Source organism: Priestia sp. Y58 (genome assembly GCF_029522095.1).
Taxonomy (GTDB): Bacteria; Bacillota; Bacilli; order Bacillales; family Bacillaceae_H; genus Priestia; species Priestia megaterium_E.
The window spans coordinates 15,839-28,542 of sequence record NZ_JAKWFL010000015.1 but is presented as its reverse complement, the minus strand read 5'-3'; the positions used below and the strand labels follow the sequence as shown (position 1 = coordinate 28,542).

Here is a 12,704-nt window from a genome sequence, read left to right as displayed (position 1 = left end):
CATTCCCTAGAATGGATGTCAACTAACGTTTTGTAGTTTTTTAAAAAAACATCCATTCTAGAGTAATGATTTTATAATTAGTCGATTGTTACCGTTTCTTCAGCTTGGTTTTTGATCGGTTCAGCATTACGATATCTCGTCATACCTGTACCAGCCGGAACTAGCTTACCAATGATAACATTCTCTTTAAGTCCAAGCAACTCATCACGTTTTCCTTTGATTGCAGCATCCGTAAGAACACGCGTTGTTTCTTGGAATGATGCAGCAGATAAGAAGGAATCAGTTTCAAGAGATGCTTTTGTAATACCAAGTAATACAGGACGGCCTGTCGCTGGACGATTGCCTTCAAGTAATACTTTTTCATTTGCATCAGTGAATTGGTGAATATCAAGTAATGAACCTGGTAATACATCTGTATCTCCTGAATCCATTACGCGCACTTTACGAAGCATTTGGCGAACCATTACCTCTACGTGTTTATCTCCAATTTCTACCCCTTGCATACGGTATACTTTTTGCACCTCACGAAGCAAGTACTCTTGTACCGCCGTGATGTCTTTTACTTTTAGTAATTCTTTAGGATCAATTGAACCTTCTGTTAATTCTTGACCACGTGCAATGCGCTGTCCTTCAATAACTTTCAGACGTGCACTGTACGGAGCTGTGTAAGAACGAGTTTCAATCTCTCCTTGAACAGTAATTTCATGTTGACGATCGCGTCCTTCAGAAATGCCGGCAATTGTACCTTCAATTTCAGAAATAACGGCTTGACCTTTAGGGTTACGCGCTTCGAAGATCTCTTGGATACGCGGTAAACCTTGAGTGATATCGTCTCCAGCAACCCCACCTGTATGGAATGTACGCATCGTTAACTGTGTACCTGGCTCACCGATAGATTGAGCAGCGATGATACCAACTGCTTCACCCACTTCAACTTCTGAACCAGTTGCAAGGTTACGACCGTAACATTTTTTACATACACCGTGGCGAGTGTTACAAGTGAATGCAGAACGAATCCATACTTCTTCAACACCAGCATCCACAATTGTTTCAGCTAGGTCTTCTGTAATTAGTTCGTTTTCTTTCACTAACACTTCGTTTGTTCCTGGGTGAAGTAGTGTTTTTCTTGCATAACGTCCAATTAGACGCTCATCAAGTTTCTCAATTTCTTCTGTTCCTTCTTTGATTGCAACAGCCAGAATACCGCGGTCTGTACCACAGTCGTCATCACGTACGATAACGTCTTGTGCCACGTCAACCAGACGACGAGTAAGGTAACCTGAGTCAGCTGTTTTAAGAGCCGTATCGGCAAGACCTTTACGTGCACCATGGGTAGAGATAAAGTACTCTAATACTGTTAAACCTTCACGGAAACTAGATTTGATTGGTAACTCAATGATACGACCAGACGGGTTGGCCATTAGTCCACGCATACCTGCAAGCTGAGTGAAGTTAGATGCGTTACCACGGGCACCAGAGTCACTCATCATGAAGATTGGGTTGCGTTTGTCTAATGACGCCATTAATTTACCTTGGATAACGTCTTTCGCGCTACTCCATACAGAGATAACACGCTCATAACGCTCATCTTCAGTAATTAAACCACGACGGAATTGTTTTAGTACGTTATCTACTTTAGCTTGCGCTTCTGTTAAGATAACTTCTTTTTCTCCTAAAACCACGATATCAGCTACACCAACTGTAATACCAGCTTTAGTAGAATATTTGAAACCTAGGTCTTTCATACGGTCAAGCATTTTAGAAGTCTCAGTAATTTTGAAACGTTTAAATACTTCAGCGATAATATTACCTAAGATTTTTTTCTTAAACGGTGCGATAGCCGGTTGATTCTTGATGAATTCCTTCACATCTGCACCTTTTTCAACAAAGTACTTCTCAGGAGTTTTCACTTCTAAGTTTTCTCTTGTTGGTTCGTTAATGTATGGGAACGATTTTGGTAAAATTTCGTTGAAAACTAATTTACCAACCGTTGTAACAAGCAACTGTTGATTTTGTGCTTCTGTAAACGTTTCGTTGTTTAAAGAACCTGCATACACACCTACACGTGTATGAAGATGCACATAACCGTTTTGGTACGCTAATAGTGCTTCGTTCGTATCCTTGAACACCATACCTTCTCCAACTGCCTCTTCACGCTCAAGCGTTAAGTAGTAGTTACCTAATACCATATCCTGTGAAGGTGTAACAACTGGTTTACCATCTTTAGGGTTCAAGATATTTTGAGCAGCAAGCATTAAGATACGTGCTTCTGCTTGTGCTTCTGCAGATAATGGAACGTGAACCGCCATTTGGTCACCGTCAAAGTCAGCGTTATATGCTGTACATACAAGCGGGTGAAGACGGATAGCGCGACCTTCTACAAGCGTAGGTTCAAATGCTTGAATACCTAGTCTGTGTAGCGTTGGTGCACGGTTTAAAAGAACTGGATGCTCTTTAATAACCGATTCTAATACGTCCCATACTTCAGGTTGCACACGTTCAATTTTACGTTTTGCACTCTTGATGTTATGAGCTAAACCGCGTTCAACAAGCTCTTTCATTACAAAAGGTTTGAAAAGCTCTAACGCCATTTCTTTTGGAAGACCACATTGATACATCTTTAAGTTCGGACCTACAACGATTACCGAACGGCCAGAGTAGTCAACACGTTTACCTAATAAGTTTTGACGGAAGCGACCTTGCTTACCTTTTAACATGTGAGAAAGAGATTTTAATGGACGGTTACCTGGTCCTGTTACCGGACGTCCGCGACGACCATTATCGATTAATGCATCTACAGCTTCTTGAAGCATACGCTTTTCGTTTTGAACGATAATGCTAGGAGCTCCAAGGTCTAATAGACGCTTTAAGCGGTTGTTACGGTTAATTACACGGCGATATAAATCATTTAGATCAGACGTAGCAAAGCGTCCACCATCTAATTGAACCATTGGACGAAGTTCTGGCGGAATAACCGGTAGAACGTCTAAAATCATCCAAGAAGGTTCGTTACCAGAATGACGGAAAGCCTCTAGTACTTCTAAACGTTTAATAGCACGTGTACGACGTTGACCTTGAGCAGTTTTCAATTCTTCTTTCAAAGCATCTACTTCTTTATCAAGATCGATGTCATGCAATAATTTTTTAACAGCTTCAGCACCCATTGCTGCATGGAAAGTTTGTCCGTACTTCTCACGATACGCACGGTATTCTTTCTCTGATAAAAGCTGTTTCTTTTCAAGTGGTGTATCACCAGCATCTGTTACTACATAAGAAGCAAAATAAATGATTTCCTCTAGCGCACGAGGGGACATGTCTAAGACAAGTCCCATGCGGCTAGGAATACCTTTAAAGTACCAAATATGAGAAACAGGTGCAGCTAGTTCGATGTGACCCATGCGTTCACGACGAACTTTTGCGCGCGTAACTTCTACGCCACAACGATCACATACAACACCTTTATAACGAACGCGCTTATATTTTCCGCAGTGACATTCCCAGTCCTTTTGTGGACCAAAAATACGCTCACAGAATAAGCCGTCTTTTTCAGGTTTTAACGTACGATAGTTGATCGTTTCAGGTTTTTTTACCTCACCGTACGACCAAGAACGAATTTTATCTGGCGAAGCTAGACCGATTTTCATATACTCAAAGTTATTTACATCTAGCAAGGAGCCTACCTCCCTTTTAATCTACAGGTTTTTTCCCTTAACGTTTATATGAAAGTAATTCCTTACTCTTTTGTGACAGGATCTTTTTGTCCTTCAGAAAGGCTTTCTTCGTTATCTGCAATAATTGATTCTGTTGGTTGCTCATGGTCCTCTTCTGAGTCCATGATATCAATTTCTTGCTCGTCAGCAGAAAGCATCTTCACATCCATACCTAAACTTTGTAGTTCTTTAATTAATACTTTGAACGATTCAGGTATGCCAGGTTCTGGAATGTTTTCACCTTTAACAATTGCTTCGTATGTTTTCACACGACCTACTACATCATCTGATTTCACTGTTAAGATCTCTTGTAATGTGTAAGCAGCACCGTATGCTTCAAGTGCCCATACCTCCATCTCACCAAAACGCTGTCCACCGAACTGCGCTTTACCACCAAGTGGTTGTTGTGTAACAAGTGAGTATGGTCCAGTAGAACGAGCGTGAAGTTTATCGTCTACCATGTGAGCAAGTTTGATCATGTACATGATTCCTACTGATACACGGTTATCGAATGGTTCACCTGTTCGACCATCATATAGAACTGTTTTAGCATCGCGAGACATGCCAGCTTCTTCGATTGTTGCCCAAACATCTTCCTCACGCGCACCATCAAATACTGGAGACGCAACGTGAATGCCAAGCTTACGAGCAGCCATACCTAAATGAAGCTCTAGCACCTGACCGATGTTCATACGAGATGGTACCCCTAATGGGTTTAACATGATGTCAATTGGCGTACCGTCTGGTAGATAAGGCATATCTTCTTCAGGTAAAATACGTGAAATTACACCTTTGTTACCGTGACGACCGGCCATTTTGTCACCTTCAGAAATTTTACGCTTCTGAACAATGTATACACGGACTAATTGGTTTACACCTGGTGGTAATTCGTCGCCATCTTCACGGTTGAAGACTTTAACATCAAGAATGATTCCACCGCCGCCGTGTGGTACACGAAGAGAAGTATCACGAACTTCACGCGCTTTTTCACCGAAAATAGCGTGTAGAAGACGTTCTTCAGCTGTTAGTTCTGTTACACCTTTTGGCGTTACTTTACCAACTAAAAGATCTCCGTCTTTTACTTCTGCACCAATGCGGATGATTCCACGCTCATCTAAGTTGCGAAGCGCATCTTCACCTACGTTTGGAATGTCACGCGTAATTTCTTCAGGTCCAAGTTTCGTATCACGAGATTCAGATTCATATTCTTCAATATGAACAGACGTATATACATCGTCTTTCACAAGGCGTTCACTCATGATGATGGCATCCTCATAGTTGTAACCATCCCATGTCATGAAACCAACCATTACGTTTCGTCCTAAAGCAAGCTCACCTTTTTCCATTGAAGGACCGTCGGCTAAGATCTCGCCTTTTACTACTTCGTCGCCAACTGAAACAATTGGACGCTGGTTGTAACAAGTACCTTGGTTAGAACGAACAAATTTTAATAGTTTGTATTGATCTAAGTTACCTTTAACTTTTTGTCCGTCTACTTCTTCATAGCGGCGAACAAAAATTTGTTTTGCTTCTACGCGCTCTACAACGCCAGGATATTTACAAATCACGGCTGCACCAGAGTCTTTACCAGATACGTACTCCATACCTGTACCTACGATTGGTGCTTCAGGATTTAATAAAGGTACTGCTTGACGTTGCATGTTCGCACCCATTAATGCACGGTTAGAGTCATCGTTCTCTAAGAATGGGATACATGCTGTAGCGGCAGATACAACTTGTTTTGGTGATACATCCATATAGTCTAAACGATCGCGACGGATAACCGTGTTTTCTCCACGGAAACGTGCGACGACATTTTCATCTAAGAATGAACCATCATCGCCTAGACGAGCGTTCGCTTGGGCTACAACATAGTTATCTTCTTCATCAGCTGTTAAGTAGTCAATTCGCTCTGTCACTTTACCTGTTTCAGGATCGATACGACGGTAAGGTGTTTCGATGAAACCGAATTTGTTTACTTTTGCATAAGAAGATAGTGAGTTGATTAACCCGATATTCGGACCCTCTGGCGTTTCAATCGGACACATACGGCCATAGTGAGAATAGTGAACGTCACGCACTTCGAAACCAGCGCGCTCACGCGTTAAACCACCAGGTCCTAGAGCTGAAAGACGACGTTTGTGCGTCAATTCGCCTAATGGATTCGTTTGATCCATGAACTGTGATAACTGAGAACTTCCAAAGAACTCTTTAATCGCCGCAATAACTGGGCGAATATTAATTAATTGTTGAGGTGTGATTGTATTCGTGTCTTGAATTGACATTCTTTCACGAACAACACGTTCCATACGAGATAAACCGATACGGAATTGGTTTTGTAACAATTCACCTACAGAACGCAGACGACGGTTACCCAAGTGGTCGATATCATCTGTGTCTCCTACTTGATGAAGCAAGTTAAAGAAATAACTGATTGATGCTAAAATATCAGCAGGTGTGATATTTTTAACTTCTTCTGTTACATACGCGTTACCTGATACAGTGATGACTTTTTCACCTTCTGGATCATTTGGCGCATAAATCTTAATAGATTGTAATGTAACATCGTCTTCTACTACTCCACCAACCGGGCTGTAAGTTTTGAAGTTTACTCCACCTTCAAGCATCGGAATCAAGCGATCTAGCAGACGACGGTCAATCATTGCGCCTTTTTCTGCAATAATTTCACCTGTTTCAGGATCAACTAATGTTTCAGCTAGCTTTTGATTAAATAAGCGATGTTTGATATGAAGCTTTTTATTAATTTTATAGCGACCTACGTTCGCTAAGTCATATCGTTTTGGATCAAAGAAGCGAGATACTAATAGAGACTTCGCATTCTCAACTGTCGGTGGTTCACCCGGACGTAAACGCTCATAGATTTCTAATAGCGCTTTTTCCGTTGTTTCCGTATTATCTTTTTCAAGCGTATTACGGATGTATTCATTATCACCGATTAAATCGATAATCTCTTGGTCAGAACCGAAACCTAGCGCGCGTAACAGCACTGTTACTGGCAGTTTACGAGTACGATCAATACGCACGTATACTACATCTTTTGCATCAGTTTCATATTCTAGCCATGCACCACGGTTAGGGATAACAGTTGCTGTATATCCTTTTTTACCGTTTTTATCAAGCTTTCCACTATAGTAAACACTTGGTGAACGAACCAACTGTGATACGATAACACGCTCAGCACCATTAATTACAAAGGTACCTGTTTCGGTCATCAATGGGAAATCTCCCATGAACACATCTTGGTCTTTTACTTCACCTGTTTCTTTATTAATTAACCGCACCTTAACACGAAGAGGTGCTGCATAAGTTACATCACGTTCTTTAGACTCTCCTACTGAATACTTTGGCTCACCTAAGCTGTAATCAATAAATTCTAGTGATAAGTTACCTGTAAAATCATCAATTGGAGAAATATCTTGGAACATTTCTCGTAAACCTTCATCTAAAAACCATTGGTATGAAGCCGTTTGAATCTCGATTAAGTTCGGTAACTCTAAAACTTCACTAATACGAGCATAACTTCTGCGTTGGCGGTGGCGTCCATACTGAACTAGTTGACCTGTCAACTGATTCACCCCTCAAATCAAGCGTTATTATTCAAAATATATAATAAACCATATGTTTATTATTGAACAAAAGAAAAATGGTCTCTTTAAATAGAAAACCACAATTTCATAAAAACGTACTATTGATTTTATTAGTTTTTCCCATATAATTCAAAATTATACCTTTTATTTTATGTATAACCCGAGCTTATATGGAATATTTATATATTGGCATTTTATAATGCTAACATACTAAAAAATATTAGTCAACATTTTTTAGCACATATGATATAATACCCTTTTTTCTTGTCTACTACTTCTACTTCATTAAATAGAGATTCTAATTTCGCAAGAGCAGATGGCGCTCCTTGCTTTTTCTGAATCACAATCCAAAGTTCTCCTTGGTCAGCAAGGTGATCTAATGATTTTTCTAGAATTTCATGAACAACTTTTTTACCCGCACGGATCGGCGGATTACTAAGAATAGCTGCAAAATTCGTTTCCTTCACATTTTCATAGCAAGAGCTTTGATAGATCGAAACATTTGATACTGAATTAACTTCAGCATTTTTTTGAGCTAGTGCTAATGCACGTTCATTAACATCGACCATATGAACGTTTCTTTGGCTGTCCTCTTTTGCAAGCGCCAACCCAATTGGGCCATATCCGCATCCAACATCCAGAAGCGGGCCGGGACTCTCGGGCATTTGAAACGTTTCAATTAACAGGCGCGATCCAAAATCGATCTCTTTTTTTGAAAAAACACCGTGGTCACTCGTAAATGAAAAAGAGGTTCCTCTCAATTCAAATGAAAAGCGCTCTTCATTACTTGCAGACGATGGTGTATTAGAAAAATAATGTTCTGTCAAAATAGAACCTCCTAATCAATATGTTCTTCTTTACTATAAATGAAAAGGATGACAGAAGCAAAAAAGCTCGCTTGTACAAGCGAGCTTTTTTATATCAGTTGTTAAGCAATAATTACTTAACTTCTACAGAAGCGCCAACTTCTTCAAGTTTAGCTTTTGCTTCTTCAGCTTCTTCTTTAGAAATACCTTCTTTAAGAGCTTTTGGAGCGTTATCAACGATTTCTTTAGCTTCTTTTAAGCCAAGACCAGTGATTTCACGTACTACTTTGATAACTTTGATTTTTTGTCCGCCAGCACTTTCAAGTACTAGGTCAAATTCAGTTTTCTCAGCAGCAGCTTCACCAGCAGCACCGCCAGCTACAGCTACAGGAGCAGCAGCAGTTACGCCAAATTCTTCTTCGATTGCTTTTACTAAATCGTTAAGTTCTAAAACAGTCATATTTTTAACTGCTTCAATGATTTGTTCTTGAGTCATTGTTAATTTCCTCCTTGTGATTGTGTTATATATAACAGACTAGATTATGCACCTTGTTCTTCTTTTTGATCTGCCACAGCTTTTGTAGCAAGAGCAAGGTTGCGAATTGGAGCTTGAAGCACGCTAAGCAACATAGAAAGTAAGCCTTCGCGAGATGGTAGTTCTGCAAGTGCTTTAATTTCTTCAACAGATGCAACATTACCTTCAATTACACCAGCTTTGATTTCTAACGCTTCGTGTTCTTTAGCGAAGTTGTTTAGAATTTTAGCTGGAGCAACAACATCTTCTCCACCAAATGCGATTGCATTTGGACCTACTAACGCATCATTAAGATCTGTTAGTTCAAGTTTTTCTACAGCACGGCGAGTTAAAGTGTTTTTGTAAACTTTGAACTCAATGCCTGCTTCACGTAATTGCTTACGAAGTTCAGTAACTTCAGCAACATTCAAACCACGGTAGTCAACGACAACTATTGAGTTACTCGCTTGAAGTTTTTCAGCAATTTCGTCTACGACTTGTTTCTTTTGTTCAATTACGTTGCTCATCTTTACACCTCCTGTAGATTTCCTTCCGTACACTCAGACAAGGTGCAATAAAAAACCTCCATGACAATAAAGACATGGAGGTGTAGTAAGCGAACCATAACGTTTCACTAATTTATCTCACACACCTCGGTAGGAAATTAAGCTTTGCAGCACCTACTGTCTACGGTACAAATGTTATTCTTTTTAACAACATTATCTATTATAATCAGGGACTTTCAAAAAGTCAACACCGATTTATTTCCAAATTTATTAAGCAGAGAATGAAGCAGTATCAACTTTGATACCAGGGCCCATTGTTGAAGTAACAGCTACGTTCTTCATGTATGTGCCTTTTGCTGCTGCCGGCTTAGCTTTTACCATAGTTTCGAAGATTGTAGTGAAGTTTTCAACTAACTTGCTCTCTTCGAAAGATACTTTACCGATTGGTACGTGGATGTTACCAGCTTTATCAACGCGGTATTCTACTTTACCAGCTTTGATTTCGTTAACTGCTTTTTGAACATCAAATGTTACTGTACCAGTTTTAGGGTTTGGCATTAAACCTTTAGGTCCTAATACACGACCAAGTTTACCAACTTCACCCATCATGTCTGGAGTAGCTACGATTACATCGAACTCGAACCAACCTTGTTGGATTTTGTTGATGTAGTCAGCATCGCCAACGTAGTCAGCGCCTGCAGCTTCAGCTTCTTTAGCTTTTTCGCCTTTAGCGAATACTAATACACGTTGAGTTTTACCTGTACCGTTTGGTAGTACTACTGCACCACGAATTTGTTGGTCAGCTTTCTTAGGGTCAACTCCTAAACGGAATGCTACTTCTACAGTTGCATCAAATTTAGTTGTGTTTGTTTTCTTTACTAATTCAATCGCTTCTTGTACTGAATAAGTTTGTGTACGATCTACAAGCTTAGCAGCTTCAACGTACTTTTTACCTTTTTTAGCCATTTTTGTTTCCTCCTTATGTGGTTTTAACGGAATAACCTCCCACTAATAAAGGTTGCGAGCATAGGAAAACTTCCATTTCTCGCAACCTTCTAACACCCAATCAAATGGAATTAGTCTTCAACTACGATTCCCATACTGCGCGCTGTACCTTCTACCATGCGCATTGCAGATTCAACGCTAGCAGCGTTTAAGTCAGGCATTTTAGTTTCAGCAATCTCACGCACTTTGTCACGCTTGACTGTTGCAACTTTATTACGGTTTGGTTCACCAGAACCAGACTCAATACCAGCCGCTTTCTTAAGTAGTACAGCAGCAGGTGGAGTTTTCGTAATAAATGTAAATGAACGGTCTTCAAATACCGTGATTTCAACAGGAATGATAAGACCAGCTTGATCAGCTGTGCGAGCGTTAAACTCCTTACAGAAACCCATGATGTTAACACCGGCTTGACCTAATGCAGGACCAACTGGTGGCGCTGGATTTGCTTTACCTGCAGGAATTTGTAACTTAACAAGTTTAATTACTTTTTTAGCCACGAGACACACCTCCTTAAGTCCGTGATGTGGTAATAGGGCGATGCCCTCCCACTCAATGTTCTTTATATATAAAATAAAGAAATAGTTGTTTTAGTCTCTAGTTTTGAGACATACTGACTTATGAAATATTAACATTAAACTTCATGAATTGCAAGGTCTTACAGATTATATTTTTTCAATTTGTGTAAAGTCTAGCTCTACTGGCGTTTGTCTTCCGAACATATCCACATGAACCTTAACTTTGCGTTTATCTGTATCGATTTCTTCAATGGTACCTTCGAAGTTTGCAAACGGACCTTCTTGAACCAATACTGTTTCTTTTAGTTCAAAGTCAAAGTCAGCATGCTTCTCGTCCATGCCCATTTGTTTTAAGATCATTTCTACTTCTTCTGGTAGAAGAGCAGTTGGCTTTGATCCAGAACCTGCTGAACCTACAAAGCCCGTAACGCCAGGTGTATTACGAACTACATACCATGAATCATCCGTCATGATGATTTCAACTAACACGTACCCTGGAAATACTTTTTTCTTTGTAATCTTTTCTTTGTTGTTCTTAATTTCTCTTTCTTCTTCTTCAGGAACAACAACGCGGAAAATTTTATCTTGCATACCCATTGTTTCTACGCGCTTTTCTAAATTTGTTTTTACTTTATTTTCATATCCAGAATAAGTATGGACTACATACCAATTTTTCTCCATTTCTGAGGACTATACGTCCTTCCCTCCCAGCTCACTATAAAATAAGATGTCCTAATCTATTGCACAGACAACGCACTAGGAAAATAGTTGACTCCTAGCACAATCATTCTTAAAGCAAATTAAAAAACCCGTCTCCGGGCTTTTCTAAAAAAAACATAATTTAGCTTTATTATACCATGATTTAAGTCAATTTATTCAAGGGATTAAACGAATAAGTGACGAAATTCCGTAATCAACTACTACAAAAAAGAGTGTCATAAATACAACTGTAGAAATAACAGTAATTGTATAACGAGTTAGCTCATTTTTTTTAGGCCAACTTACCTTCTTCATCTCACGCCCAACATCACGCAAGAAATTTCCTACACGGTTCATGTTTGTAACCTCCAATAAATTAAAAGGGGTATTAGTCTGTGCAGATTATTGATCTACTTTGTTTCACGATGAATCGTATGTGCGTTACACGTTTTGCAAAACTTCTTCATTTCTAAACGCTCTTCGTTTTGCTGTGTGTTTTTCATAGTCGTATAGTTACGACTAGCGCATTGCACACACGCAAGTACAACTTTTTTACGCATAATGTCAACCACCTATAGAGTGATAATGTCTATAAAAAAGTATCACAGACTTTCTTAGCATGTCAATATGAGGATAGAAGGCTACATTGTGATTTCACGAATCTCGAGGTAGCGCTCTAATTTCCTCTTCACACGCTGAAGTGCATTATCGATGGATTTGACGTGGCGGTTTAACTCTTCTGAAATCTCTTGATAAGATTGACCATCTAAATAAAGAACGAGAACTTTTCGCTCAAGATCACTTAACAGTTCAGCCATCTTTAATTCAATATCATCAAACTTCTCTCGATTAATGAGCAACTCTTCTGGATTTGCTACTTTTGTCCCCGAAATAACATCCATTAAGGTTCGGTCGGACTCTTCATCATATATTGGCTTGTCCAATGATACATAAGAGTTTAATGGAATATGTTTTTGCCTTGTTGCGGTTTTAATAGCGGTGATAATTTGCCTGGTAATGCAAAGTTCAGCAAAAGCTTTAAACGAAGTTAGCTTATCTTCTCTAAAATCTCTAATTGCCTTATATAACCCTATCATACCTTCTTGTACAATATCTTCACGGTCTGCCCCAATTAAAAAATATGACCGCGCCTTTGCTCGCACAAAGTTTTTGTATTTATGAATCAAATACTCTAATGCGTCAATATCGCCTTTATGCACAAGATCGACAACTGTTTCATCCTCTTGTTGTTCGAAATGAGCATGCAGTTTTCTCCCATAATTATCGCCCATATCGATCCCCCCGACCGCACAGTAGATAGAAATATTATACAGTAGCTAA

At 39.5% G+C, this 12,704-nt stretch carries 11 protein-coding genes and 1 other annotated feature; all 11 genes read right to left on the bottom strand.

Annotation, left to right across the window (positions count from 1 at the left end; translation table 11 throughout):
• Positions 1–77: 77 nt before the first annotated feature.
• Positions 78–3,671 (bottom strand): DNA-directed RNA polymerase subunit beta', encoded by a 3,594-nt coding sequence (gene rpoC / locus MMB68_RS26050; protein ID WP_013081369.1) that lies wholly within the window; start codon positions 3,669–3,671, stop codon positions 78–80.
• Positions 3,672–3,733: 62 nt separating this feature from the next.
• Positions 3,734–7,297 carry a DNA-directed RNA polymerase subunit beta gene (gene rpoB / locus MMB68_RS26045; protein ID WP_028412662.1) on the bottom strand — a complete coding sequence of 1,188 codons (3,564 nt, stop codon included), beginning with the start codon at positions 7,295–7,297 and terminating at the stop codon, positions 3,734–3,736.
• A 245-nt stretch (positions 7,298–7,542) separates the two neighbouring features.
• Positions 7,543–8,145 (bottom strand): class I SAM-dependent methyltransferase, encoded by a 603-nt coding sequence (locus tag MMB68_RS26040; RefSeq protein ID WP_221785576.1) that lies wholly within the window; start codon positions 8,143–8,145, stop codon positions 7,543–7,545.
• Between the two features lie 112 nt (positions 8,146–8,257).
• A complete protein-coding gene (rplL, locus tag MMB68_RS26035) occupies positions 8,258–8,620 on the bottom strand; it encodes a 50S ribosomal protein L7/L12 (RefSeq protein ID WP_013054917.1) in 363 nt (120 codons plus the stop codon).
• A gap of 44 nt (positions 8,621–8,664) precedes the next feature.
• The gene (gene rplJ / locus MMB68_RS26030; RefSeq protein ID WP_013054916.1) at positions 8,665–9,165 is read right to left on the bottom strand and encodes a 50S ribosomal protein L10; all 501 of its coding nucleotides are present in this window, start codon (positions 9,163–9,165) and stop codon (positions 8,665–8,667) included.
• 40 nt (positions 9,166–9,205) lie between these two features.
• Positions 9,206–9,349: a sequence feature (ribosomal protein L10 leader region), on the bottom strand.
• Positions 9,350–9,414: 65 nt separating this feature from the next.
• Positions 9,415–10,110, bottom strand: a complete 696-nt coding sequence (rplA, locus tag MMB68_RS26025; RefSeq protein WP_013054915.1) for a 50S ribosomal protein L1 — start codon at positions 10,108–10,110, stop codon at positions 9,415–9,417.
• A 110-nt stretch (positions 10,111–10,220) separates the two neighbouring features.
• Positions 10,221–10,646: a 50S ribosomal protein L11 gene (gene rplK / locus MMB68_RS26020; protein WP_013054914.1), complete on the bottom strand. Its 426-nt coding sequence runs from the start codon at positions 10,644–10,646 to the stop codon at positions 10,221–10,223.
• Between the two features lie 165 nt (positions 10,647–10,811).
• Entirely contained in the window at positions 10,812–11,345 is a 534-nt protein-coding gene (gene nusG / locus MMB68_RS26015) for a transcription termination/antitermination protein NusG (protein WP_013054913.1), read from the bottom strand.
• Positions 11,346–11,540: 195 nt separating this feature from the next.
• Positions 11,541–11,720, bottom strand: a complete 180-nt coding sequence (secE, locus tag MMB68_RS26010; protein ID WP_013054912.1) for a preprotein translocase subunit SecE — start codon at positions 11,718–11,720, stop codon at positions 11,541–11,543.
• A gap of 53 nt (positions 11,721–11,773) precedes the next feature.
• The gene (gene rpmG, locus MMB68_RS26005; protein ID WP_013081365.1) at positions 11,774–11,923 is read right to left on the bottom strand and encodes a 50S ribosomal protein L33; all 150 of its coding nucleotides are present in this window, start codon (positions 11,921–11,923) and stop codon (positions 11,774–11,776) included.
• Positions 11,924–12,004: 81 nt separating this feature from the next.
• On the bottom strand, positions 12,005–12,655 hold the full coding sequence (sigH, locus tag MMB68_RS26000; RefSeq protein ID WP_013054910.1) for an RNA polymerase sporulation sigma factor SigH: 651 nt from the start codon (positions 12,653–12,655) through the stop codon (positions 12,005–12,007).
• Between the last annotated feature and the right edge of the window lie 49 nt (positions 12,656–12,704).

Coding starts and splice junctions, on each gene's coding strand:
- rplJ (WP_013054916.1), bottom strand. CDS start 9,165: ATGAGCAACGTAATTGAACAAAAGAAACAAGTCGTAGACGAAATTGCT.
- nusG (WP_013054913.1), bottom strand. CDS start 11,345: ATGGAGAAAAATTGGTATGTAGTCCATACTTATTCTGGATATGAAAAT.
- rpmG (WP_013081365.1), bottom strand. CDS start 11,923: ATGCGTAAAAAAGTTGTACTTGCGTGTGTGCAATGCGCTAGTCGTAAC.
- secE (WP_013054912.1), bottom strand. CDS start 11,720: ATGAACCGTGTAGGAAATTTCTTGCGTGATGTTGGGCGTGAGATGAAG.
- rplA (WP_013054915.1), bottom strand. CDS start 10,110: ATGGCTAAAAAAGGTAAAAAGTACGTTGAAGCTGCTAAGCTTGTAGAT.
- rplL (WP_013054917.1), bottom strand. CDS start 8,620: ATGACTCAAGAACAAATCATTGAAGCAGTTAAAAATATGACTGTTTTA.
- sigH (WP_013054910.1), bottom strand. CDS start 12,655: ATGGGCGATAATTATGGGAGAAAACTGCATGCTCATTTCGAACAACAA.